At 70.7% G+C, this 23,988-nt stretch carries 22 protein-coding genes; 10 read left to right on the top strand and 12 right to left on the bottom strand.

Features of this window, described 5'->3' with window-relative positions; translation table 11 throughout:
• The first annotated feature begins 76 nt into the window (after positions 1–76).
• The 3 genes from RTL41_RS05800 to RTL41_RS05790 all read left to right on the top strand — a co-directional run bounded on the left by RTL41_RS05800 (position 77) and on the right by RTL41_RS05790 (position 3,033).
• A complete protein-coding gene (locus RTL41_RS05800) occupies positions 77–853 on the top strand; it encodes an MOSC domain-containing protein (protein WP_312162279.1) in 777 nt (258 codons plus the stop codon).
• A complete protein-coding gene (prmC, locus tag RTL41_RS05795) occupies positions 850–1,719 on the top strand; it encodes a peptide chain release factor N(5)-glutamine methyltransferase (RefSeq protein WP_312162277.1) in 870 nt (289 codons plus the stop codon). The genes RTL41_RS05800 and prmC overlap by 4 nt, the downstream gene beginning before the upstream one ends.
• 249 nt (positions 1,720–1,968) lie before the next feature.
• Complete coding sequence (locus RTL41_RS05790; RefSeq protein WP_312162275.1) at positions 1,969–3,033, top strand: DUF4167 domain-containing protein; 1,065 nt, start codon at positions 1,969–1,971, stop codon at positions 3,031–3,033.
• Positions 3,034–3,316: 283 nt separating this feature from the next.
• Here RTL41_RS05790 and RTL41_RS05785 read toward each other — a convergent pair whose 3' ends face one another.
• Positions 3,317–5,350 (bottom strand): TonB-dependent receptor, encoded by a 2,034-nt coding sequence (locus tag RTL41_RS05785; RefSeq protein WP_312162273.1) that lies wholly within the window; start codon positions 5,348–5,350, stop codon positions 3,317–3,319.
• Positions 5,351–5,494: 144 nt separating this feature from the next.
• Here RTL41_RS05785 and RTL41_RS05780 point away from each other — a divergent pair, with 144 nt between their 5' ends.
• From RTL41_RS05780 to RTL41_RS05770, 3 genes are read left to right on the top strand one after another with little or no spacing between them, the layout of a single operon-like run.
• Complete coding sequence (locus RTL41_RS05780) at positions 5,495–5,977, top strand: Fur family transcriptional regulator (RefSeq protein ID WP_312162272.1); 483 nt, start codon at positions 5,495–5,497, stop codon at positions 5,975–5,977.
• 5 nt (positions 5,978–5,982) lie between these two features.
• Complete coding sequence (gene arfB, locus RTL41_RS05775; protein WP_312162271.1) at positions 5,983–6,408, top strand: alternative ribosome rescue aminoacyl-tRNA hydrolase ArfB; 426 nt, start codon at positions 5,983–5,985, stop codon at positions 6,406–6,408.
• Positions 6,409–6,457: 49 nt separating this feature from the next.
• Positions 6,458–6,994 carry a hypothetical protein gene (locus RTL41_RS05770; protein ID WP_312162269.1) on the top strand — a complete coding sequence of 179 codons (537 nt, stop codon included), beginning with the start codon at positions 6,458–6,460 and terminating at the stop codon, positions 6,992–6,994.
• 65 nt (positions 6,995–7,059) lie between these two features.
• Here the strand turns inward: RTL41_RS05770 and clpB are convergent, their stop codons facing one another.
• Both clpB and RTL41_RS05760 read right to left on the bottom strand, forming a co-directional pair.
• Positions 7,060–9,642 carry an ATP-dependent chaperone ClpB gene (gene clpB, locus RTL41_RS05765; RefSeq protein WP_312162267.1) on the bottom strand — a complete coding sequence of 861 codons (2,583 nt, stop codon included), beginning with the start codon at positions 9,640–9,642 and terminating at the stop codon, positions 7,060–7,062.
• Between the two features lie 209 nt (positions 9,643–9,851).
• Entirely contained in the window at positions 9,852–12,092 is a 2,241-nt protein-coding gene (locus tag RTL41_RS05760; RefSeq protein ID WP_312162265.1) for an arylsulfatase, read from the bottom strand.
• 146 nt (positions 12,093–12,238) lie between these two features.
• Here RTL41_RS05760 and RTL41_RS05755 point away from each other — a divergent pair, with 146 nt between their 5' ends.
• Entirely contained in the window at positions 12,239–13,528 is a 1,290-nt protein-coding gene (locus tag RTL41_RS05755; RefSeq protein ID WP_312162264.1) for an outer membrane protein transport protein, read from the top strand.
• A 142-nt stretch (positions 13,529–13,670) separates the two neighbouring features.
• On the opposite strand, the gene RTL41_RS05750 is transcribed toward RTL41_RS05755, so the two are convergent.
• The 5 genes from RTL41_RS05750 to RTL41_RS05730 all read right to left on the bottom strand — a co-directional run bounded on the left by RTL41_RS05750 (position 13,671) and on the right by RTL41_RS05730 (position 17,587).
• Positions 13,671–15,080, bottom strand: a complete 1,410-nt coding sequence (locus RTL41_RS05750; protein ID WP_312162263.1) for a M20/M25/M40 family metallo-hydrolase — start codon at positions 15,078–15,080, stop codon at positions 13,671–13,673.
• A 108-nt stretch (positions 15,081–15,188) separates the two neighbouring features.
• Positions 15,189–15,620 (bottom strand): DUF1178 family protein, encoded by a 432-nt coding sequence (locus RTL41_RS05745; RefSeq protein ID WP_312162261.1) that lies wholly within the window; start codon positions 15,618–15,620, stop codon positions 15,189–15,191.
• Entirely contained in the window at positions 15,617–16,450 is an 834-nt protein-coding gene (locus RTL41_RS05740; RefSeq protein ID WP_312162258.1) for a carbon-nitrogen hydrolase family protein, read from the bottom strand. The genes RTL41_RS05745 and RTL41_RS05740 overlap by 4 nt, the downstream gene beginning before the upstream one ends.
• A 59-nt stretch (positions 16,451–16,509) precedes the next feature.
• Positions 16,510–16,767, bottom strand: coding sequence for a glutaredoxin 3 (grxC, locus tag RTL41_RS05735; protein ID WP_312162257.1), 258 nt, complete (start codon positions 16,765–16,767; stop codon positions 16,510–16,512).
• A gap of 34 nt (positions 16,768–16,801) precedes the next feature.
• Positions 16,802–17,587, bottom strand: a complete 786-nt coding sequence (locus RTL41_RS05730) for a ComF family protein (protein WP_312162255.1) — start codon at positions 17,585–17,587, stop codon at positions 16,802–16,804.
• Between RTL41_RS05730 and RTL41_RS05725 the strand changes: the two genes are divergently transcribed.
• Together RTL41_RS05725 and RTL41_RS05720 are read left to right on the top strand one after the other, a co-directional pair.
• The gene (locus RTL41_RS05725; RefSeq protein ID WP_312162253.1) at positions 17,586–18,497 is read left to right on the top strand and encodes a methyltransferase domain-containing protein; all 912 of its coding nucleotides are present in this window, start codon (positions 17,586–17,588) and stop codon (positions 18,495–18,497) included. The two genes, RTL41_RS05730 and RTL41_RS05725, sit on opposite strands and share 2 nt — an antisense overlap.
• Before the next feature lie 125 nt (positions 18,498–18,622).
• A complete protein-coding gene (locus tag RTL41_RS05720; protein WP_312162251.1) occupies positions 18,623–19,000 on the top strand; it encodes a DUF4168 domain-containing protein in 378 nt (125 codons plus the stop codon).
• Between the two features lie 52 nt (positions 19,001–19,052).
• Here RTL41_RS05720 and RTL41_RS05715 read toward each other — a convergent pair whose 3' ends face one another.
• The 4 genes from RTL41_RS05715 to RTL41_RS05700 all read right to left on the bottom strand — a co-directional run bounded on the left by RTL41_RS05715 (position 19,053) and on the right by RTL41_RS05700 (position 22,006).
• Positions 19,053–19,922: a kinase gene (locus tag RTL41_RS05715; RefSeq protein ID WP_312162248.1), complete on the bottom strand. Its 870-nt coding sequence runs from the start codon at positions 19,920–19,922 to the stop codon at positions 19,053–19,055.
• Positions 19,912–20,787, bottom strand: a complete 876-nt coding sequence (locus RTL41_RS05710; protein WP_312162246.1) for a LysR substrate-binding domain-containing protein — start codon at positions 20,785–20,787, stop codon at positions 19,912–19,914. Before RTL41_RS05710 ends, RTL41_RS05715 begins: the two co-directional genes overlap by 11 nt.
• Before the next feature lie 250 nt (positions 20,788–21,037).
• A complete protein-coding gene (gene mutT, locus RTL41_RS05705) occupies positions 21,038–21,448 on the bottom strand; it encodes an 8-oxo-dGTP diphosphatase MutT (RefSeq protein ID WP_312162244.1) in 411 nt (136 codons plus the stop codon).
• Between the two features lie 42 nt (positions 21,449–21,490).
• The gene (locus RTL41_RS05700) at positions 21,491–22,006 is read right to left on the bottom strand and encodes an NUDIX domain-containing protein (RefSeq protein ID WP_312162243.1); all 516 of its coding nucleotides are present in this window, start codon (positions 22,004–22,006) and stop codon (positions 21,491–21,493) included.
• A 257-nt stretch (positions 22,007–22,263) separates the two neighbouring features.
• On the opposite strand from RTL41_RS05700, the gene RTL41_RS05695 reads away from it, so the two are divergent.
• Entirely contained in the window at positions 22,264–23,727 is a 1,464-nt protein-coding gene (locus RTL41_RS05695) for a DEAD/DEAH box helicase (protein ID WP_312162241.1), read from the top strand.
• Positions 23,728–23,988 lie beyond the last annotated feature (261 nt).

The raw sequence follows: 23,988 nt of genomic DNA, 5'->3' as shown, positions 1-23,988 counted from the left end.
GCGGGCAGCTACCGGCGCGGGCGCGACTATGCGAAGACTTCGCCAGTTCGCCGACAGACCTGGGGATCAAGGCTTCATGACCGGCCACATCGCAGCGCTCTATCGCCATCCGGTGAAAGGCTTCACCCCCGAGCGCCTGGACCACGCCGAGCTCACCGCCGGCGGCCCCTTCCCGTGCGACCGGCTCTACGCGGTGGAGAACGGCCCCTCGGGCTTCGATCCGGCCGCGCCGGGCTACATCCCCAAGCAGAAGTTCACCGTGCTCATGGCCATCGCCCAGGTGGCCAAGGCCCGCACCCGCTACGACGAGGCGAGCGGCGTCCTCACCGCCGCCGCCGCCGGCCATCCGGACTTCCAGGGCTCCCTGCTGCAGCCGGAAGGGCGCGCGGCCTTCGAGGCCTGGCTGACCGCGCTGCTGGACGAGGAGGTCCGCGGCGACCTCAAGGTCATCGACGCGCCGGGCCACCGCTTCATGGACCACCCGCAGGGCCACGTCTCGATCATCAACATGGCCAGCGTCCGCGACCTGGAGGCCAGGATCGGCCGCCCCGTCGATCCGCTGCGCTTCCGCGGCAACCTCTGTGTCGAAGGCTGGCCGGCCTGGGTCGAGAACGGGTGGGAGGGCCGCCAACTGATGGTCGGCTTCGCCCGCGCCAAGGTGTTCAAGCCGATCGTGCGCTGCGCCGCCACCCACGTGAACCCGACCACGGCCGAGCGCGACATGGATGTGGTCAAGGCGCTCTTCGACAACTATGGGCACATGAACCTGGGCATCTATGTCCACGTTACCGACTCGGGACGGATCACGGTCGGCGACGCCGCCACCATGCCGTCCCTGGAGCCCGCCGCATGACGCTCACCCTCCTGCAAGCCTGGCAGTCGGCCAAGACTCGGCTGGAAGCCGTGGGCCTGACGGGGCCGGTGATCGACGCGCGCCTGCTGGTGGAGGCCGCCGCCGACGCCACCCGGGCCGACATCGTCACCGATCCCCACCGCGCCCTGACGCCGCAGCAGGAGGCGCGCCTGGCCGACTACGTCTCGCGGCGCGAGCGGCGCGAGCCGGTCAGCCACATCCTTGGCCGCAAGGGCTTCTGGAAGGTCATGCTGGCGGTCAACGCCGACGTGCTGACCCCGCGCCCGGAGACCGAGGTCATCGTCGACTACGTGCTCAAGCAGTTCCCCGAGCAGATGGCCTTCGACATCCTCGACCTCGGCGTCGGCTCGGGCGCGATCATCCTCTCGATCCTGGCCGAGCGGCCCGCCGCCAAGGGCCTGGCCACCGACATCTCCGACGAGGCCCTGGCCGTGGCGCGCGAGAACGCCGCCAACCTCGGCCTGGCGGGCCGCGTCGCCTTCGCGCGCGGCGACTGGACCGCCGGCCTGCAGGACGCCAGCTTCGACGTCGTCGTCTCCAACCCGCCCTATATCGCCAGCAAGGTGATCGAGACCCTCGACCCCGAGGTGAAGCACTTCGACCCGCGCATCGCCCTCGACGGCGGCGACGACGGCCTGGACGCCTATCGCCATCTGGCCCCGGAAATCATGCGCGTGCTCAAGCCCGGCGGCCTGTTCGCCGTGGAGATCGGCTACGACCAGAAGGAGCCGGTCGAGGCCCTGTTCACGGCCGCCGGCGGCAGTGAAGTCTGGACGATCAAGGATTTGTCTACTCACGACCGTGTCGTGGTGGGCGTGAAAAACCCCTTGGAAACCCGCAAGTGAATCGCTAAGTCTTTATCTCGTCTCCACCCAATTCGCCGGTGCTCGAGGTTGAGGACGCCCTGAGAAGTCAGGACGTACAACCGCTCCGGCAGGCGCGCAGGCTTAGCGTGTCTCGCGCCTCAAGGTCAGGGCGGACGACGGAGAACACTTACGTCTTCAACACGGACTTACGGGCGAGAATGCCCGATCAAGGCGAGAGGATAGACCGCGCGCTTACCGGCGAGACCGAAGCGGCGGCGGACACAACGAATGAGAGATTTCAAGGGTATGAAGCGCCAGCGCGGCCGCAATCGTGGCGGTGGCGGCGGCGGAAAGCCTCAGCAGCAGAACGCGAACAGGGCCTTCGACTCCAACGGCCCTGACGGCGTGAAGGTGCGCGGCAACGCCCAGCACGTTTTCGAGAAGTACCAGCAGTTGGCTCGCGACGCCTCGTCGTCCGGCGACCGCGTGCTGGCCGAGAATTACCTGCAGCACGCCGAGCACTACTTCCGCACCGTGCGCGCCATGCAGCCGACCAAGCCCGCCGCCGAAATCCTTGGCCGCGACACCTATTCCGGCGGCCTCGACATCGATTTCGAGGACGAGAGCGGCGCCCAGGCGGCGGCGGAAGCCGAAGCGGCGGCCGGCGAGGCTGAAGGTTCCGAAGGCGGCGAAGGCGAAGGCCAGCAGGCCCGCGGCGAGCGCTGGCGCGACCGTGACGATCGCCAGGACCGTCAACGCGACGAGCGTCCCCGCGAGCGCGACGACCGCCCGCGGAACGATCGCTTCGAAGGCCGCAACCGCGACCGCAACGACCGCTATCGCGATCGGGACGAGCGTCCCCGTGACGACCGGCCTCGCGACGATCGGCCCCGTGATGAGCGCCCCCGCGACGATCGGCCGCGTGACGAGCGTTCGCGCGACGACCGCCCCCGCGACGACCGTCCGCGGGCCGAGCGCGAGGATCGCCGCGATCGCGACGAGCGTCCGCGCGGCGAGCGTTTCGAAGGCCGCCGCGACCGCGAGGATCGCCCCGAACGCCCGGAACGCGCCGAGCGGCAGGACCGTCCCGAGCGTGACCCGCTGGCCGTGGTCGAACCCAAGGCCGCGCCGCTGGTCCCCGTCGAGGACAAGGCCTCGCCCGTGCTGCGCGACGAGGACGGCGGCGAAAGCCACGCCCCGGCCTTCCTGAAGGCCCCGCGCACGCCCCGCGCCCCCAAAGCCGAGGCTCCGGCCGCCGCCGAGGGCGAAGAGAAACCCAAGGCCCGCCGCCGCCGCGCCCCGCGCAGCTTCGAAGGCGGCGAAGCTTCCTCCAACGAGACCGAGGAAGCCTAGGAGCCCGCGCGAAACCGACCTGGATGCTCCCCCTGGGGGAGGTCGCCCTATTTTTCCTTCCCCGCTTCGCAGGGGAGGAAAAGCGGCCATATGCCGTCATCCTTGCGCCAGGCCTCCGATCGTCATCCCCGGCCGCGCATGCGTGCCGGGGATCCATACGCACCGGCGATTTTCGGCAAGGCCCGATGTCCATGGATGGCCGGGACCCGCCGGCCCGGCCATGACGAGCCATGGAGAAATGCGATCAGCCCCTCCCTCGCGGGAGGGGTTTTTCGTTTGGGGATCAGAACCTGTAGCCGACGCCCATGCGGAAGCTGCGGCCCGGCAGCGGGGCCAGGTCCTTGAGGAACGAGGCGTGCTCGCGCGCTTCGGCGTCGTTGAGGTTCCGACCCTCGAGGAACAGCCGCAGCTTGCGGTCCGCGAACGGCGCCGCCGACAGATAGACGTTCAGCACGCGGTAGCCGTCCGTAGGCAGCTCGTACTCGGCGACGCGGTCCTGTTCGCCCACCTGGCGCAGCTCCAGCTTGCCCGTCCACCAGCCGCCGTCGAACACCGCCCGCCCGGTCGCCGACCACGGCGGAATGCGGGCCGGCGGGCCAAGGTCGGTATCGCCGCGCACGTAGTCGGCCGCGCCTTCCAGCCTGAAGCTGCGCTCGCCGTCCTGCCAGAGCCGGTACGAGATCTCGGCCTCGGCGCCATAGAAGGTCGCGTCGGTCTGCACGTAGTCGAAGATGGCGAAGCCGCTCTCCTCGTCGACCTCGCCGTTCGCCCGCAGGTCGATGAAGCCGTCGTACTTCACGGCGAAGGCGTGCAGGTCCATCTCCCACGGCCCCGAGCCATAGTGCGCGGTCGCATCCAGCGAGTACGAGACCTCGGAGTCCAGGTCGGGGTTCCCGACCTCGAAGCCGCGGGTGGCGGCGTGGGCGCCGTCGGCGAACAGTTCCGCCTCGGTCGGCGCCCGCGCGGTCCGCGAGGCCGACAGCCCCAGGAACCAGCCCTCGGCTGGCCGCAGGAAGCCGCCGATGCTGGCCGAGACGTTGGTGAAGTCGCGCGAGGCCGCGTCGGTCTCCAGCTCGCGCCGGTCCAGGCGCAACCCGCCCTCGACGCCCCAGGCGTCGTTGTCCAGGCGCTGCAGGGTGAAGACGCCCAGCTCGTGCGTCTCGGTCGACGGCACATAGGCTTCGTCGCCGTTGGCGTCGAGCTTGCGCGACAGGGCCTGCAGGCCGACCGCGCCCTGCCAGCCGCCGCGCGCCTTCTGCACCAGCTCGGCGCGCGCTTCCCAGCCCTCGGACAGGAACTGGGTGCCCACCTCGCCGCCTTCGAGCTCGACATGCTCATAGTCCGCATAGCCGGCGGAGACCTTCAACTGGTCGAACGGGCCGAGGTCGAGATTGAGCCCGCCGCGCAGGTCGTAACGGGTCTGCTTCAGGTCGATCTGAACGCCGCCCTCTTCGCCTTCTTCGTCCTCATGGTCATGATCATGGTCGTCGTGGGCCTCGTGCGTGTGGCCGGGCACGCCATAGGTGGTGTCGGTGCGCTTGACCGCCACGCCCAGGAAACCCTTGTCGCCGACATAGGACACGCCGCCGCCATAGGCGTTCAGCTCGACCGCGGTGTTGGCGACGCTCGAGGGCTCCTTGCCCAGGTACTCCTCGCCCTCGGCGGCCATGAACCGCCGCGACTCCGCCGGCGAGGGAATGTCGTAGTCCGAGCTCTCGCGGTGCAGGCCGTCCAGGCTGAACACCCAGCCGCCGACGCCCGCCTTGACCGAGGCCGAAACCGCCGAGCCCTCGTCCACGCTGGTGCCGGACGCGAGCAGCCGGCCGTGCACCCCCTCGACCTTCTTGCTGGAGATGCGGTCGTCGATGATGTTGACGATGCCGCCGATCGCCGAGCCGCCATAGGCCAGGGCCGAGGGGCCGCGCAGCACTTCGATCCGCTCGGCCTCCTGCGGGTCGTTGGCGACCTGGTGGTCGGGCGACAGCGCCGAGGCGTCGATCATGCCCACGCCGTTGCTCAGCACCAGCACCCGCGGCCCGGCCAGGCCGCGGATCACCGGGCGGCTGGCCCCCGGCCCGAAGAAGGTCGAGCGCACGCCCGGCAGGCCGGCCAGCACGTCGCCCAGACCCGCCGACGGCGCGGCGTCCAGGTCGTCGCGCTTCATCACCTCGACGCTGGTCGTCACCGAATCCATGGAAACCACATAGGGCGCGGCGGTGACCACGAACTCGGACACCTCCTTGGGCGCCTCGGCGTGGGCCGATCCGGCGGTCAGCGCGGCGACGCCCGCAGCGGCGAGAAGGTGGGTCTTGGTCATGGGAACGCCTCGGGCATACTGATGGCGGTGGACTTGAATCCGCCCCGCCCTGTTACGAAATAACAGAGACCGTTATGAGATAACATAACCGCCCGTCAAGCGGCTTTGCTTGCCGGGCGCGCGAGAGGCAGGTAGCCAGGGGTCATGGGAACCGAATGTCATCATGCGGACGGCGCGCATCCGGGGCTGAAGGGTCATGCCCTGAGCCACGCGCTCGGCGTGGCCGAGAGCCGCTGCGCCGCCACCCAGGAGCGCCTGACCACCCCGCGCCGGCGGGTGCTGGAACTGCTGCTGGAGGCCGACGGCCCGCAGAAGGCCTATGACCTGATCGCCGCCTTCGGCGCCCACGGCGAACCGGCCAAGCCGCCGACCGTCTACCGCGCCCTGGAGTTCCTCGAGCGCCTGGGCTTCGCCCACCGCATCGAAAGCCTCAACGCCTACGTCCCGTGCCGGATCGACGGCGCCGAGCACCGCGCCGCCTTCCTGATCTGCGACTGCTGCGGCGCGGCCGAGGAATTCGAGCCGGACTTCACCGCCCAGCTCGCCGCCGCCGAGGCGGCGGGCTACCAGGTCGCCACCATCACCCTGGAAGCCCGCGGCCGCTGCGCCGCCTGCCGCGCCGGCTAAGGCCGGTGATCGAAGTCACCCCCACCATCAGCATCTCCGAGGACGAGATCACCGAGCGGTTCATCCGCTCGGCCGGCCCCGGCGGCCAGAACGTCAACAAGGTCTCCACCGCCGTGGAGCTGCGCTTCGACGTGCGCGGCTCGCCGTCCCTGCCCAACGACGTGGCGGTGCGGCTGATGCGGCTGGCCGGGCGCAAGCTCACCCAGGACGGCGTGCTGGTGCTGACGGCGATGAGTTTCCGCACCCAGGAGCGCAACCGCGCCGACGCCCAGGAGCGCCTGCTCGAACTCATCCGCAAGGCCGCCGAGCCGCCGCCCCCGCCCCGCAAGAAGACCCGGCCCACCCTCGCCTCCAAGAAACGCCGGGTGGAAACCAAGGTGCGCCGCGGCGGGGTCAAGGCCATGCGCGGCAAGGTCCGGGGCGACGACTAGGGGTTAACCCTTGGCGGTGGGGCTTCCGGATGCGTAATGTGCGCGCGCCATGTCACCTATTCGCCTGATCTCCGCTTCCGCCGCCCTGCTGTTCGTCGCCGCCTGCGCTCCGACCCTGGGCCCGCCCCCGCCTCCGCCGCCCGGATCGGGCCCGGCCAGCGCCGGCGTGTTCCGCGCCGAGGACTTCTCGTGGTCCGCCGTTCCCGGCCCCGGCCGCGTCGACGGCCGCCTGACCTACAAGGCCGGCCAGACCCGCTACTCCTGCACCGGCGCGGGCGTGGTGCTGACGCCCGAGACGCCCTGGACGCGGCGGCGGATGAGCATCCTCTACACCTCGGCCGACCGCGCCGCCCTGCCGGCCGACGAGGTCCGCGCCCGCACGCCCTCGGCCCCCAGCGGCGACTATTCGGCCTTCGTCAAGCGCACGGTCTGCGACGCGGGCAGCGCCTTCAGCTTCTCGGGCCTGGCCAACGGCGCCTGGTACGTGATCACCGTGGCCAAGCCGGTCGGCGGCGAGGGCCCCGACATCGCCGTCATGCGCCGCGTCGAAATCCGCGGCGGCCGCGCGGTGAAGGTCGAGCTGTAGTTCCCGTATCGCCATCCTTGGACGAATGAAGAACGCCCCGGAGATCGCTCTCCGGGGCGTTCGCCTTAGTGGACCTTGGCCCGTCCGATCTCCAGGCCCTCGGCGCTGGCGCCGACCTGGATGACCGAGCCGTCCTCCAGGTCGCCCGCCAGCAGCTTGCGGGCGATCGGATCGACCAGCTCCTTCTGGATCACGCGCTTGAGCGGCCGCGCGCCGTAGACGGGGTCGTAGCCCTTGTCGGCCAGCCAGTGCATGGCCGCCGGGTCCAGCACGATCGACATGCGCCGGTCGGCCAGCAGCTTCTCGACCCGCTGAAGCTGGATGCCGACGATGTTGTCCATCTCCGCGCGGCCCAGCCGCTTGAAGAGGATGATCTCGTCGATCCGGTTCAGGAACTCGGGCCGGAAGTGGCGACGGACCACGTCCATCACCATCGGCCGCGCGTCCTCGACGTCATCCCCCTCGCCCTGGCTGGCGAGGAACTCCGACCCCAGGTTCGAGGTCATGATCAGGATGGTGTTGCGGAAGTCGACCGTGCGGCCCTGGCCGTCGGTCAGGCGCCCGTCGTCCAGCACCTGCAGCAGCACGTTGAACACGTCCGGGTGCGCCTTCTCGACCTCGTCGAACAGCACGACCTGGTAGGGCCGCCGCCGCACCGCTTCGGTCAGCGCCCCGCCCTCGTCGTAGCCGACATAGCCGGGAGGCGCGCCGATCATGCGGCTGACCGAGTGCTTCTCCATGTACTCGCTCATGTCCATCCGGGTGATGGCGTTCTCGTCGTCGAACATGAAGCCGGCCAGGGCCTTGGTCAGCTCGGTCTTGCCGACGCCGGTGGGGCCCAGGAACAGGAACGAGCCGATCGGGCGGTTGGGGTCCTGCAAGCCGGCGCGCGCGCGGCGCACCGCGTCGGACACCGCGACCAGCGCTTCCTCCTGGCCGACCACCCGCTTGCGCAGGGCGTCCTCCATGGCCAGCAGCTTTTCGCGCTCGCCTTCCAGCATCTTGTCGACCGGGATGCCGGTCCAGCGGCTGACCACGGCGGCGATCTGCTCTGCGTCGACCACCTCGGGGCTGACCGGGTTCTCGGCCGCGGCGGCCTCCTCCTCGGCCAGGCGGCGCTCGAGCTGCGGGATCTCGCCATAGGCGATCTCGGACGCCCGCTGCAGGTCGCCGCGGCGCTGGGCGGTCACCAGTTCGGCGCGCAGCCGGTCCAGGGCCTCGCGGGCCTGGGCGGCCTGGCCGACCTTTTCCTTTTCCGCGCGCCAGCGGGCGGTCATCTCGGCCGACTGGCCTTCCAGGTCGTCGAGTTCCTCCTCCAGCTTCTCCAGCCGGGCCTTGGAGGCGGCGTCGGTTTCCTTGGCCAGCGCCTCGCGCTCGATCTTGAGCTGCACGATCCGGCGGTCGATCTCGTCCAGTTCCTCGGGCTTGGAATCGACCGCCATCCGCACGCGGCTGCCCGCCTCGTCGATCAGGTCGATGGCCTTGTCGGGCAGGAAGCGGTCGGCGATGTAGCGGTTCGACAGGGTCGCGGCGGCCACGATGGCGCTGTCGGAGATGCGCACCCCGTGGTGGACCTCGTACTTCTCCTTCAGCCCGCGCAGGATCGAGACGGTGTCCTCCACGGTCGGCTCGCTGACGAACACCGGCTGGAAGCGACGGGCCAGGGCCGCGTCCTTCTCGACGTGCTTGCGGTACTCTTCCAGCGTGGTGGCGCCGACACAGTGCAGTTCGCCGCGCGCCAGGGCGGGCTTGAGCAGGTTGGAGGCGTCCATCGCCCCGTCGGTCTTGCCGGCCCCGACCAGGGTGTGCATCTCGTCGATGAACAGGATGATCGAGCCTTCGGCCTGGGTGACCTCGTTCAGCACCGCCTTCAGGCGTTCCTCGAACTCGCCGCGATACTTCGCCCCGGCGATCAGCGCGCCCATGTCCAGCGCGTGGAGCTGCTTGTCCTTCAGGCTTTCGGGCACGTCGCCATTGACGATGCGCAGGGCCAAGCCCTCGACGATCGCGGTCTTGCCGACGCCGGGCTCGCCGATCAGCACGGGATTGTTCTTGGTGCGGCGCGACAGCACCTGGATCGTGCGGCGGATTTCCTCGTCGCGGCCGATCACCGGGTCGAGCTTGCCGTCGCGGGCCACCTGGGTCAGGTCGCGGGCATAGCGCTTGAGCGCGTCATAGCCTTCCTCGGCCGAGGCGCTGTCGGCGGTCTTGCCCTTGCGCATCGCCTTGGCGGCCTCTTCCAGGGCCGCGGCGTTGGCGCCGGCGTCCTTCAGGGCCTTGGCCGCCTCCCCGCCTTCCTTGGCGATGGCGATCAGCAGCCGCTCGGTGGTGACGAAGGCGTCGCCGCCGGCCTTCGCGCCGGTTTCGGCCGCGGCGAAGACCCGCGCCGTCTCCGGCGCCATGTAGAGCTGGCCCGAGCCGCCCTCGACCTTCGGGCGCTTGGCCAGCAAGGTGTCGACGGCCTTGTCGGCCTCGTCGGGGCGCCCGCCAGCGCTCTGGATCAGAGCGCGGCTGAGGCCGTCCTTTTCTTCAAGCAGAACCTTCAGCAGGTGCTCGGGACCGAGCTGCTGGTGACTGCGCGCCAGCGCCAGGCTCTGGGCCGACTGGATCGCCTGCTTGGCGCGGTCGGAATAGAGATCGATGTTCATGCGTTCCCCTCGATAGGCGGATTGGCGCGGCCGCCTTCATCAAGCACGGCCTCGCCTCGACGGGATGTAGTGTGGCGAAATCGCCACACAACAGGGCGGCTCCCGAAATCAGCCCGGCGGGTTGTTCTTCTCCAGGAACATCGTCACCGCATTGAGCATGCGCAATCGGGTTTCGCCCCGAGACAGCCGGTGGTCTTCGCCTCCGCCGCCTACTGGCGCGCCAGCTCCGCCGCGCCGACGGCGTCGCCGTCCAGGGCCTGGTCGGCGTCCATGGTCACGCTCACCGTCCGCAGGGCGCCGGTGAACCGGAAGGGCTCGGCATAGTCGCCCACGGCGCTGCCGCGGTCGCGGCCGATGTCCAGGCCCGACCACGAGATCAGGGTCATGAACCCCAGGTGCGTCGCCATCTCGCCGGCCGGCTGGCCGTCGATGCTGAGGATGAAGCGGCGCCCGTCGCCCTGCAGGCACTGCACGCCCAACCGCCGCCGGCCCGGCGGGATCTCGTCCTGCGAACTGACCGTCGCCCGCAACCCGCCGACGTTCAGCGTGTGATGCAGCCGCCCGTCCCGGACGAACAGCGAATAGCCGCTGGTCGCGTCGCCGTGCGCGATCAGCACGCCCTCGTCGCCCGCCGCCAGGTTGACGTCGGCCTCGATGAAGTAGGAGCGCGAGCGCACGTCCGGCGCGCAGTCGCCCGGCACGTGGCCCATGCCCTTGTGGAACACGAACCGCTTGCGCGCGCCCTGGTGGCGCAGGGCGTTCTCGGCGAAGCGCGGCCCGAACCGGTCGTCCAGCGGCAGCACGTTGCAGCGCTCGGCCTGCGCCCACCACTCGTCGACCAGCGCCTTCAGCCGCTCGGGCTCGCGCTCGGCCAGATCCTGCGTCTCCGAGAAGTCGGCGTCCAGGTGATAGAGCTCCCAGACGTCCTGGTCGAAGGCCGCGCCGGGCGGATGGAACGCCACCGCCTTCCAGCCGTCCTTCCAGAGCCCGCGGTGGCCGAACATCTCGAAATACTGCGGCGAGGCCTTGGCCGGCGCGGCGGCGTCGCGCAGCGAGGCGGCGAAGCTCTCCCCCTCCATCGGCATCTGCGGGACCCCGGCGATGACCTCGGGCGAGGTGATGCCCAGCACCTCCAGCAGGGTCGGCATCAGGTCGCAGGCATGGGCGAACTGGCCCCGCGTCTCGCCGCGCGCGGCGATGCCGTTCTTCCAGGAGATCACCAGCGGGTCGCGGATGCCTCCGCCGTGGGTGTTCTGCTTGTAGCGCCTAAGCGGCGTGTTCGAGGCCTGCGCCCAGCCATGCGGGAAGTTCGAGTGGCTGTCGGGACCGCCGATGTCCTCGATCCGGGCCAGCTTCTCGGCCATCGGCTCGAACTTCATGTTGTAGGGCCCCATGGCGTTGACGAAGCCCAGCGGCCCGCCCTCCTGGCTGGCGCCGTTGTCGGACAGCACCAGGATCAGGGTGTCGTCCTTGACCCCCGCCTCCTCGAGGAAGGCCACCAGCCGCGCCAGGTGCCGGTCGGCGTGGTCCAGCATCCCGGCGAAGGCGCTCTGCAGGCGGGTGAACACCCGCTGCTCCTCCGGCGAATGCTCGGCCCAGGGCTTCACCCCGTCGTTGCGCGGCGGCAACTGGGTGTCGGGCGGCACGATCCCCAACGCCTTCTGGCGTTCCAGCCGCCGTTCGCGCTCGACGTCCCAGCCGGCCTCGAACACCTCGTCATAGCTGCGGATGATGTCCATCGGCGCCTGGTGCGGCGCGTGGCACGCCCCCAGGGCCAGCCACAGCAGCCACGGCTGGTCGGGCGCGTCGGCGATGTGGTCGGCGACGAAGCGGATGCTCTCGTCCACCAGGTCCTCGGTCAGGTGATAGCCGTCGCGGTAGCCGCCCGGCGGGTCGATCGGGGTGTTGTCGCGCACCAGCTCGGGCGAGAACTGGTCGGTCTCGGCGTCCATGAAGCCGTAGTAGCGGTTGAAGCCCCGGCCCAGCGGCCAGCCGTCATAGGGCCCGGCCGCCCCGGTCTGGTTGACCGGCGTCGCATGCCACTTGCCGACCATGTAGGTCCCATAGCCCTGGCCGCGCAGGATCTCGGGCAAGGTCCCGGCCTCCCTGGCGATCTTGCCGCGATAGCCGGGGAAACCGCTGTCGAAATTGGCCAGGCAGCCCATCCCCACCGAGTGGTGGTTGCGGCCGGTCAGCAGCGCCGCGCGCGTGGTCGAGCACATCGCCGTGGTGTGGAAGCCGGTATAGCGCAGCCCCTCGGCCGCCAGGGCGTCGATGGTCGGCGTCCTGATCGGCGAGCCGTAGCAGCCGAAATCCGAGAACCCGACGTCGTCGAACAGCACCACCAGGATGTTGGGCGAGCCGGCCGGCGGCTTCACCTTCGGCGGCCAATAGGGGACGGAGTCGGCCAGGGTGCGCCCGACCTTCGCTGCGCCATGCGATCCAGACATATGACAGACTCCATGCCAATTTAACGAGTTGTGGCCCGAACACCCCGCCTTGGCAAGCGGCGTTCTGCAACCCAAGGCCGGCCTGCGGGGTTTGTGGAGCGACCGATCCGCGCGCGGACCTTTCCTCCCCGAAAGACGAGCTTCCCATGATCCGGCTGACGATTCTGGCGGCGACCACGGCCGCAACCGCCCTCCTGTCCACCCAGGCGCACGCCGCCGGCTTCTACCTCCAGGAGCAGTCCGTGAAGGGGACCGGCCGCGCCTATTCCGGCGAGGTCGCCGACCAGGGCGTCTCGTCCCTGTGGTGGAACCCGGCCGCCATCGCCCGCTCCGGCCGCGAGGCCTATGTCGGCCTGCACGCCGTGTTCGTGGACGCCAGCGTGACCGACCAGGGCTCGACCATCACCTATCCGAACGGCCTCACCCTGCCGGTGCAGGGCGAGCCGCGCGCGCCCAATCCCATCCAGAACGGCGTCGCGCCCAACTTCGCCATCGCCGCCCCGATCGGCGACCGCTTCGCCCTGGGCCTCTCGGTCGCCGCCCCCTTCAACTTCACCACCGAATACCGCAACGCCTCCTGGGCCCGGTACGACGCCCTGACCTCGCGGCTGACCACCGCCGACATCCAGGTCACCGGCGCGATGAAGGTCACCGACTGGCTCGACGTCGGGGTCGGCGTCGACGCCCAGTACACCGACGCCAAGCTGCAGACCGCCTATCCAAACCTTTCGCCGCTGCTGGCCGACGGCGTCTCCCAGCTCAGCGGCGACGGCTGGGACTTCGGCTGGACCGTGGGCGCACAGGCCTATCTCGGCCCGGTGACCCTGGGCGCCAGCTACCGCTCGGCCATGGACCACGACCTCGACGGCGACGTGCTGGTCGCCGGCCTCGTCGGCCCGCTGGCCCCGGTCAACCGCCAGGTCGGCGGCTCGGCCAGCTTCACCACGCCCTGGATCGCCACCCTCGGCGCCCGCTGGCAGGCCACCGACCGGCTGGCCCTCAACGCCCAGGTCCAGCGGATCGGCTGGGGCGAGTTCGAGGCCATCGACGTGCAGTTCTCCGGCGGCGGCGGCGAGACCCTGTTCCAGGGCTACGAGGACGTGACCTCAGGCGGCGTCGGCCTCGACTACGCCGTCAGCGACAGGCTGACCCTGCGGGCGGGCGTGCAGTACGACCCGACCCCGACGCCCGACAGCGACCGCACCGCCCGGGTTCCCGACGGCGACCGCTGGCTCTACGGCGTCGGCGCCACCGCCACGGTGCTGGACGGCCTGAAGCTCGACGCGGCCCTGGCCTATATCGACTTCGCCAACTCCGACATCCACCACGACACGGCCTTCTACGAAGGCACCGCGGCGGCCACCACCACCCGCCTGCGCGGCGAGGTCGAAGGCGCCGGCTACGTGATGTCGCTGGGCCTCAGGAAGACGTTCTGATCTCGCCACCGCGTGTCATCCCGGTTTGCGAAGCAAGACCGGGACCCATTCGCGCCGAGTCAGCAGGACCACCGCCGCCATCAGGTGTTCATGGATCCCGGTCTTCGGCTGCGCCGAAACCGGGATGACACCCATATGAACCCTACCTCTGGTTCGCGTAGAGCTTCACCACCTCGTAGAGGAAGTCGCGGCCCTCATAGAGCGAGCGCACCCGCAGCTTCTCGTTCAGGCCGTGCGCGCCGTTGCCGCCCAGCTCGCTGAAGAAGCCGGTCAGGCCGTAGGTCGGCACGCCCACGGCGTTCAGGAACCGCCCGTCGGTGGCGCCGGTGGCCATCACCGGAACCACCGGCACGCCCGGCCACAGCCTGGCCGCGACGCTCTCCACCGGTCCCATGATCTGCCGGGACAGCGCCGGCGGCGGGGGGACGGGGCTGGGCTCGCCGACCGTGGTCACCTTGATCGCCGGATCGGCCAGCACCTTGATCAGCGTCTCGCGGGTGGCCTCCACGCCCTCGCCGGGCAGGATCCGGCAGTTCACATTGGCCCGCGCCCGCTGCGGCAAGGCGTTGGGCGCGTGGCCGGCGTCGACCATGGTCGCCACGCAGGTGGTCCGCATCATCGAGTTGCGGCCCGCATCGCGCGCCACGTTCGCCACCGCCGCGGCGTCGGAGGGGTCCCTGGCGACGGCGGCCATCGCCTCGCCCATCGGCCCGCCCTCGATCTTGGCCATCTGCAGGAAGTTGGCCCGCACCGCCTCGTTGAGCTTCACCGGGAAGTCGTACTCGCCCAGCCGCGCCAGGCCCTGGGACAGGTGATAGATCGCATTGTCGCGCACCGGCGCCGAGGAGTGCCCGCCCGGATTGGTCACTTCCAGGGTGTAGTCCTGATAGACCTTCTCGCCGGCCTGGACGCCTAGCGAGACGCGCTGTCCCTGCGCATCCAGCCGCCCGCCCGCGCCCTCGTTCAGCACGAAGGCGGCGTCCATCAGCTCGCGGTGGTTCTTGATCAGGTACTGCACGCCGTTGAAGGTGTCGGGCGTCTCCTCGCCGCAGGTCAGCGCCATGCGGAGGGTGCGGCGCGGCTTGAAGCCCTCGGTCTTGTAGCGGGCCAGGGCGTCGGTCCAGACCGCCGCCTGGGCTTTGTCGTCGCTGGCTCCGCGAGCGTAGAAGAAGCCGTCCTCCTCGACCAGCTTGAACGGGTCGCGCTCCCAGTCGGCGCGATTGGCCTCGACCACGTCGATGTGGGCCAGCAGCAGGATGGGCTTGGCCTTGGCGTCGGTCCCCTTCAGCGTCGCCACCAGGTTGCCGTCCTTGGGCCGGTCCGGCGGGACGATGATCTTCAGGTCCTCGTCGGCGAACCCCGCCGCCTTCAGCCGCGCGGCCATCGCCTCCGAGGCGGCGGTGCAACTGCCCGCCGACAGGGTGGTGTTGATCTCGATCAGCTCCTTGTAGAGCTCGCGGAAGGCCAACTGGTCGGGACGCGGGTCCTGCGCCAGCACAGGCGAGGCGACGGCGGCGGCCGCCAAGGCGGCGGCGGTGAAGATACGGATCATTGACGCTCCCCATGAACTGGGCGCGAGCCTATGGGGCGCCAGGCGCCGCCGCAATGGCGCAGGCCTAAGATGCTCCCCCTCTGGGGGAGCTGTCAGCCGCATGGGGCGTCAGTTCACGTCCGACTTCTTCGGCGCCGCCGGCGGCAGCGGCGCGATCGGCACGCCGTCCGCCTTCAGCGCCTTGATCTCGGCCGGGCTGGCCTCGCCATAGATGCCGCGATCCTCCGAGCGTCCCTCGTGGATGGCCCGCGCCTCGCCGGCGAAGGCGTCGCCGACATAGTCGAAGTTCTCCTCGACGTGGGCGCGCACCTTGCCCATCGCCTCCATCACCATCGAGCGCATCTGCGGCGAGAGGTCGGGCGAGGCGGTCTTCTTCGTGCCCGCCACCGACGGCGCCATGATCTGCTTGCCGACCGCCGTGGTGTCGCAGACCGGGCACGCGACCAGCCCGCGTGCGGACTGGTCGTCGAAGTCGGCGGACGAGCCGAACCAGCCCTCGAACTCGTGGGCGTGCTCGCAGATGAGCGCATAGCGGATCATAGGATGGATATAGGCGCCTCGAAGGCCCGCGCATTGGGCAGGGCCGGGATCGCCGCCCGCGCCTTGGCCGCGGCGGCCAGGTCCAGGTCGGCGATCAGCACGCCCGGCTCGTCGTGGTCCAGCTTGCCCAGCACCTCGCCCCACGGGCCGATGGCCAGGGTCCGCCCCCAGGTGCCGCGGCCGTCCTCGTGGAAGCCGCCCTGGGCCGGGGCCAGAACGAAGCTGCCGGTCTCGATCGCCCGCGCGCGCAGCAGCGTCTCCCAGTGCGCCTCGCCGGTCGGGCGCGTGAACGCCGCCGGCGTCACGATCACCTCCGCGCCGGCCAGCGCCAGGGCGCGGTAGAGCGCCGGAAAACGCACGTCGTAGCAGACCGTCAGGCCCAGCTTCAGCTCGCCGGCCCGCGCCGCCACCGCCCGCTCGCCCGGCTCATAGGTCTCGCTCTCGCGGGCGCTCTCGCCGGTCGGCAGGTCGACGTCGAACATGTGCAGCTTGTCGTAGGTGGCGCTGATCGCGCCCTGCGGATCGATCAGCGCCGCGCGGTTGGCGGCCTTGCCGTCCGCCCGCTTCACCAGCGCCGAACCGACCAGGAGGCTCACCCCCAGCTCTGCGGCCAGGGCCTGCAGCTCGCGCACCACCGGGTCGTCCTCCAGCAGGCTCAGTTGCGGCGCCAGGGCCGCCTTGTCCCGCTGCAGGATGTTGGTCCCCTCGGGCGTGGCGATGAAACTGGCGCCCTCGCCCGCCGCCTGCCGGATCAGCGGCGTCACATGCGCCAGCGCCGCGGCGTGGCTGGCGGGGGTTCTGGTCTGGATCAGGCCGACGCGTATGGTCATGGCCCTACCCGATAGGTCAGCCGAGCGGCTTGCTCAAGCGTCTGACGCATACGCCTCTGCTAGGCGGCCAGCAGCGCGTCCAGCTTGCCGTCGTACTCCAGCGCCATCATGTCGTCGCAGCCGCCGATATGGCGATCGCCGATGAAGATCTGCGGGAAGGTCGCCCGGCCGTTGGCGCGCTGGACCATCTCCTGGCGCTTCTCGGGATCGAAGGCGGCTTCGATCTCCTGGAACGCCACGCCCTTCTTCTCCAGCAGCGACACCGCGCGGATGCAGTAGGGGCAATAGGGCTTGGTGTAGATGGTGACTTCGGCCATGGCTCGTCTGATGCGGATGGGGGACGGGTCCGTTCTATATGGAACGGCTTGAGGCTTCTTTAACCCTCGCGACCACTGCGGCATTCACGCGCAGCGCGCCGGCGGCCAGCAAGGCCCGCGCGCAGCCCTCCAGGGTGGCGCCGGTGGTCATGACGTCATCGATCAGCAGGATCGTCCTGCCCGCCACCAGCCGGGCCTTGCCCGGCGGCACGGCGAAGGCCGCCGCCACGTTGCGGCGCCGCCCGCTCCCCGACTTGCCGCCCTGGGGCGCCGTGGCCCGCACCCGCGCCAGCGCGTCGGGCAGATAGGCCACGCCCGACAGCCGGCTCAGCGGCCGCGCCATCTCGGCGGCCTGGTTGTAGCGCCGGCCCAGCAGGCGCGAGCGGTGCAGCGGCACCGGGACGATCGCGTCGGCCTCCCCCAGCAGGTCGCGCGCCGAGCGGCTGATCCAGCGCGCGAACAGCGGCGCCAGGTCCGTGCGGTCCGCGTGCTTCAGTTGCAGGATCGGCCCGCGCGAGGTCTCGTCATAGAGACAGGCGGCCCGCGCCCGCGCGAACGCCCGCGGCCTGGCCATGCAGTCGGCGCAGCGCACCCCCGCGCCCAGGTCGTATTCGAACGGCGTTCCGCAGCCGTCGCACAGCGGCCCGTCGATGAACGGAATGCGGCTCCAGGCCTGCGCGCTCAGGCCCTCGCTCATCGCCAGCGCGCCGCCGTCGAGCGATTGGGGTGGGAAAAGCAGGTCCAGCGCGGTACGAACCGCCGCCTTCGCGCGCGGCCCGGGTTTCCACCGGGCGTCCGCATCGCCATCTAGAAAGCCCATGTCCGCCCCGCCCCGCCTCTTCGACCGCGACCTGCTCCGCGCCCGCCTGGACCGCGCAGCCCCCGGCTACGCCGCCGCCGACTTCCTGAAGGCCCGCGCCGCCGAGGACGCCGTCGTCCGCCTCGAAGCGATCATGCGCGACTTCCCGCGCGCCGTCGATCTGGGCGCGCGCAACGGCCACTTCGCCCGGTTCCTGGCTAGGAGCGACGCGGCCGGACGCGTCGGCGTCCTGGTCGAGGCCGACCTCTCGCCGCGCATGCTGTCGGGCCGCCCCGGCCTGCGCCTGGTGGCGGACGAGGAGCGCCTGCCCTTCGCGCCGGGCGGGCTCGACCTCGTCGTCTCGACCCTGGCCCTGCACTGGACCAACGACGTGGTCGGCGCCCTGATCCAGATCCGCCGCGCCTTGAAGCCCGACGGCCTGTTCATCGGCTCGCTGCTGGGCGGCGCGACCCTGACCGAACTGCGCCAGTCGCTGCTGGCGGCCGAGGCCGAGCTGACCGGCGGCGCCGGCCCCCGCGTCTCGCCCTTCGCCGATCCCTACGACGCCGCGGGCCTGCTGCAGCGCTCGGGCTTCGCCCTGCCGGTGGCCGACGTCGACCGCGTCACTGTCCGCTACGCCCACCCGCTGAAGCTGCTGGCCGACCTGCGCGCCATGGGCGAGACCAGCGTCCTGGCCGAGCGCCACCCCAAGCCCCTGACCCGCCGGGTCCTCGCCCGCGCCTGCGAGATCTACGCCGAGCGCTTCGCCGAGCCGGACGGCCGCGTGCCCGCCACCTTCGAGATCCTGACCCTGACCGGCTGGGCGCCCGACCCCAGCCAGCAGAAGCCCCTCAAGCCCGGCTCGGCCAAGATGCGCCTGGCCGACGCCCTGGGCGTGGTCGAGAACCCGCTGCCGCGGGAAGAGGACTAGCTGCGTCAAACCTGGGCGCCGGGCGCGTTCGACGCCATACACGGCCAAGCCGGGTCGCTTTTTGGCCATCTGTGCGTTTTAAGTCGCCCTTGGCTCGACCCTAAACGACTACAGGAACCCCCTATATGCGTATTGCTATCCTGGCCGCCGGCCTGATCGGCGCCGCTGTCGCCGCCACTTCCGTTCAAGCCCAGACCGCTGAAGCCGCTCCGGCCGCCGAAGCTCCTGCGGCGGGCGGCTTCTCCGACGCCGACCTGATGGCCTTCGGCTCGGCCATGGCCGAGATCCAGAAGATCAACGGCGAATACACCCCCAAGCTGGCCGGCGCCGACGGCCCGACCAAGGCCGAGATCCAGAAGGAAATGATCGGCAAGATGGGCGCGGCCGTGCAGGCCAGCGGCCTCTCGCCGCAGAAGTACAACGACATGTCGGCCGCCGTGCAGAAGGACTCCGCCCTGCGCGCGCGCCTGACCACGGTGCTCAACGCCGAACCGGCCGCCTGAGCCGGGCCAGCGCCTTTCGAAGGGCCGCCCCGGTTCGCCGGGGCGGCCTTTTTCATGCCCGCAGGCTGGGCCGCCGCTCTGCGTCCAGCGCCACCACCAGGTCGGCCCGGCCGGGCATCTCCTCCAGGATCCAGCGGGTCAGCCGCTCATAGTGGGCGATGAAGGCGCCGACCTGCGCGTCGCTCATCACCCGCGAGGCGTCGCCGCCCTCGCGCGCCAGCCGCTCGCGCAGCTTGCGTTCCTGCTCGATCCGCCAGTCCAGCACCACCTCGAAGCTCGGCGCCTGCAGCAGGATCAGCAGGTCCAGCGCCCTGAACAGCGCCTGGTAGGGGCCGGCCAGGGCCGCATTGACGTATCGCCGCCAGACGCCGTCGGGGTCGCGCTCGGCCTCCAGCGCGTTGACCGGCGCGGCCAGGGCCTGCGGCGGCTGCGGCGCGGCCCCCACGCACCAGCCCTCGAACAGCACCACGTCCGCCGGCCCCGCAAAGGCCGTCCCGGCCTCGCGGCGATCGTCGCGCGCCTTGTCGAACGCCGGCAGCTCGTGCAGCCCGGGTCGGCGCAGCTCCGCCAGCAGCCGCGCGCCCAGGGCCACGTCATGCGTGCCCGGAACCCCGCGCACCGCCAGCAGCGGATGCGCCTCCCGCGCCAGCGCCTGGCGCTGGCCCCGGGTGAGGTAGAGGTCGTCCAGCGAGAACAGCGCCACCGTCAGGCCGCGTTCCTCCAGCAGCCGGCGCAGCACCGCGGTCAGGGTCGACTTGCCGCTGGCCTGGGCCCCGCAGATCCCGACCACGATCCCGCCGGGCCGCCCCGCCGCCGCGATCTTCCCGGCCAGCGGCGCGGCCACGTCGCGCACCACCTGCGCATAGCGCTCGGGCAGGCGCTCGGCCGCCATGAACCGCGCCAGCCAGGCCTCAGTCGTCATGGGCGACCGCCGTCCTGATCCGCCCGGCGATGTCCTTGAGCTGCTTCTTGCGGGCCGAGGCCGCGCGCCAGGCCATGGCGATGGTCCGTTTCGGCTGCGGCTCGGGAAACCGGGCCAGCGCGATGCGCGGATCTGCGATGTCCCTCGCCGCCATCTGCGGCAGCAGGGTCACCCCCTGGCCGTGCGCCACCAGTTGCAGCAGCGTCGTCAGGCTGGTGGCGCCGAAGGTCGACAGGTCGCTGATCGCGCAGACGCCCAGCGCCTGCTCGCGCAGGCAATGGCCTTCCTCCAGCAGCAGCAGCCGCTCGGACGGCAGGCTGCGCGGGTCCTCGGCGGCCAGCGGCGCGGCGGCCGGGCTGGCCAGCAGGAACGGGTCGTCGAACAGCGGGGCGGCCTCGATCCCCTCGCCCGCCAGCGGCAGCGCCGCGATCACCGCGTCCAGCTCCCCGGCCGCCAGCTCGGTCAGCAGTTGCGCCGTCTGCGTCTCGCGCACCTTCAGCTCCAGGTCCGGGATCGCCGCCTGCAGCACCGGCAGGATCGTCGGCAGCAGATAGGGCGCGACGGACGGGATCACGCCCAGCGACAGCCGCCGCGAATGCGCGCCGCGCCGCTCGCGCGCGAAGTCCTCCAGGTCCCTGACCCCGGCGATCAGGGCGCGGGCGCGCTCGGCCAGGGCCACGCCCTCGTCGGTCAGGCTCGCCCCCGTTCGCCCGCGCTCGACCAGCACCAGGTTGAGCTCGGCCTCCAGGTCGCGGATCTGCATGGACAGCGCCGGCTGCGTCACATGGCACGCCGCCGCCGCCCGCCCGAAATGGCGCTCATCGGCCAGGGCGGTCAGGTAGCGGAGCTGTCGCAGGGTCGGCATCGGAATAAGTTAGCCTTATTGCGCCTACCCGCAACCGACGTCCGCCTTATCGAAAAGGCCGGGCCGCGCCCCTGGTGCGACATTTCGCCCTAGCCGGCGCGGAATATCGCGCTGGCGTCGCCTTCGGACTCGCGCTCAACTTTGAAGCGTCCAGTGCACAGCCTGCGTTTGGACCTCGTCGAAGACTAGCTAGCTTCGGCTCTGAGAGGCCCGCGGTGATCCGAGCTCACCGCGGGCCTTTTTCATGCGCTCAGACCAGGTCGCGCAGCCACGCCACCAGCGGCGCGTCGGCCGGCGGCATCGGATAGTCGGCCAGCTTGACCGGCTTCACCCAGGCGATCCCCGAATGCTCCTTGGCGGTGACGAACCCGTCCCATCGCCGCACCAGATAGAGCGGCATCAGCAGGTGGAAGTCCTCATAGGTGTGGCTGGCGAACACGAAGGGCGCCAGGCAGGCGTGCGAGACCTGGATCCCCAGCTCCTCGTCCAGCTCGCGGATCAGGCACTGCTCGGGGGTCTCGCCCGGCTCGACCTTGCCGCCCGGAAACTCCCACAGCCCGGCCAGTTGCTTGCCCGGCGGCCGCTGGCAGATCAGCACCCGCCCGTCGGAATCGATGAGCGCCGCCGCGGCGACGAGGACCATGCGCTTGGTGTCGGACATGCCTGCTTCCTCGCGGGATGCGCGGGGGAATGCAAGCGGCGTTCAGGACCAGAGCTCGAACGGCTCGTCGATTTCCTCGCCCGCCAGGAACGTCTCCAGCAGCGTCGGCAGGCGTCCGGGATAGAAGCGGCCCGGATGCGAACGGATCTCGTCCGGCCGCCACCAGCGGAAGTCGGTGTAGTCCTCCTTTTCGTAGTCCAGGCGGCCGGCGTCGTCGATCGCCGGGCCAGCGCCGTCCAGGGCGACCTCGACCACGACCTCGTGCTGCAACCGCCGCGCCTGCCGATACCGGAACGTCGCCGTACGCCGCCACAGCGGGGGCCCGACCTGATCGGACCGCGCAGCGATCCCGGTTTCTTCCCTCAGCTCGCGCAGCGCCGCGTCCAGATAGGTTTCGCCCGGATCGATGCCCCCGCCCGGCAGCTCCCACCACTCTCCCTGCTCGGGCGCGGTGACGTCGCGGGTGCGGAACAGCAAGATGCGGCCGGCCGCGTCACGGACCACGACGCGCACCGCGTGGCGCTCGGTCAGCGGCAGATCATCGGGCAGTTCGATCATCGGCGGACTCAATCCCTTGCCAAACTTGACTTTCCGCAGCCTACCGGTCATATCCCTGCTGCGCCGCAACATTCGTGGCGCTATCGGCGCTCCAGCCGCGTGATGGTTCCAGCCACTTCGGACCCAGCTGTCGAGCGCCCTGAAGAGATCGCATAGATCGCCCCGCCACGCGGGGGCTTTCCACAAATGACCCGCGTCTTCGCGACCCTCGCAGCCTGCGAGCGGCCGCACTCGGCGCATCCGTGAAAGACACTCGTTTGACCAAATTCACCGACCTCGGCCTCGACAAGATGCTGCTCAAGGCCCTCCACGACGAGGGCTATGAGAAGCCGACCCCGATCCAGGCCCAGGCCATCCCCGGCGTCATGGCCGGCAAGGACCTGCTCGGCATCGCCCAGACGGGCACCGGCAAGACCGCCGCCTTCGCCCTTCCCATCATCCACCGCCTGGCCGCCGACAAGAAGCCGGCCCCGCGCCGCGGCTGCCGCGTGCTGGTGCTCTCCCCGACCCGCGAGCTGGCCACCCAGATCGCCGAGAGCTTCAAGGCCTACGGCAAGCACATGAACCTCAGCGTCGCCGTGATCTTCGGCGGCGTGAAGTACGGCGGCCAGATGCGCGCCATGGCCCCGGGCGTCGACGTCCTGGTCGCCACGCCGGGCCGCCTGCTCGACCACCTGCAGGAAAAGACCGTCACCCTCCAGGGCGTCGAGATGTTCGTCCTCGACGAGGCCGACCAGATGCTCGACATGGGCTTCATCGTGCCGATCCGGCAGATCGTGAAGCACCTGCCGCGCCTGCGTCAGAACCTGTTCTTCTCGGCCACCATGCCCAGCGAGATCGAGAAGCTGGCCGGCGAGCTGCTGCGCCCCAACCCGACCAAGGTCTCGGTGACCCCGCAGGCGACCACGGTCGAGCGCATCAAGCAGCAGGTCATCTTCGTCGAGACCGCCCGCAAGCGCGCCCTGCTCTGCGAGATGTTCGCCGAGCGCGACTTCAAGCGCGTGATCGTCTTCACCCGCACCAAGCGCGGCGCCGACCGCGTGGCCAAGTCGCTCGAGGCGGCCGGCGTCGAGGCCGCCGCCATCCACGGCGACAAGAGCCAGGGCCAGCGCGAACGCGCCCTCGCCGCCTTCAAGGCCGGCGAAGTCCGCGCCCTGGTCGCCACCGACATCGCCGCCCGCGGCATCGACATCGACGCGGTCAGCCACGTCATCCAGTACGAGCTGCCCAACGTGCCCGAAGCCTATGTCCACCGGATCGGCCGCACGGCCCGCGCCGGCGCCGACGGCTCGGCCGTGGCGTTCTGCGCCGACGACGAGCGCAACCTGCTGAAGGACATCCAGAAGGTCACCCGCCAGACCATCCCGTCCTTCGACCGCCGCAACGACCGCGGCCTGCACGTCATGACCCAGGCGATGCCGGAAGTGGCGGCCGAACGCGCCGAGGCCGGCCGCAAGAACGCCGACCGCAGCGGCGGAGGACGCAACGGCGGCGGCGGACGCAAGCCGCAGGGCCGCAGCGACCTGCCCGCGGGCCTGCGCAAGCAGCGCAACCGTCCGGCCAAGGCCGCCGCCAGCGGCGGCGACCGCCACCCGCACGGCGCCCGCATCCAGGGCGAACGCGCCTCGACCAAGCCGATCGACCAGTCGCAGTTCAAGGGCCCCAAGCGCGACAAGGCCCAAGGCGCCGGCCAGGCCGGCCGCTGGACCCCGCTGGACTAAGGAACGCTCAGTAGATGCTCTCCCGCTGGGGGAGCATCCACCCATGTCATCAAGCCAGTCGAGCTTTGGGGGCGGGGCGGAGCCTCGTTCGGCAGGCCCGGCGCGAATGGGTCCCGGACAAGCCCTGCGGGCTTTCCGGGATGACACGGGAAGCGCGCCCACAACAAATGCGCCAAAGGCGCACTCCACCCCTCGCACCACGCCCGCCACCCCCACGGCGCCTTCGTGCTCTTCGTGTCCTTCGTGGTCTTGGTGTTTCAA

The sequence above is a fragment of the Phenylobacterium sp. genome, assembly GCF_031984885.1.
Taxonomy (GTDB): Bacteria; Pseudomonadota; Alphaproteobacteria; order Caulobacterales; family Caulobacteraceae; genus Phenylobacterium.
This window is presented reverse-complemented; position numbering and strand designations above follow the sequence as displayed.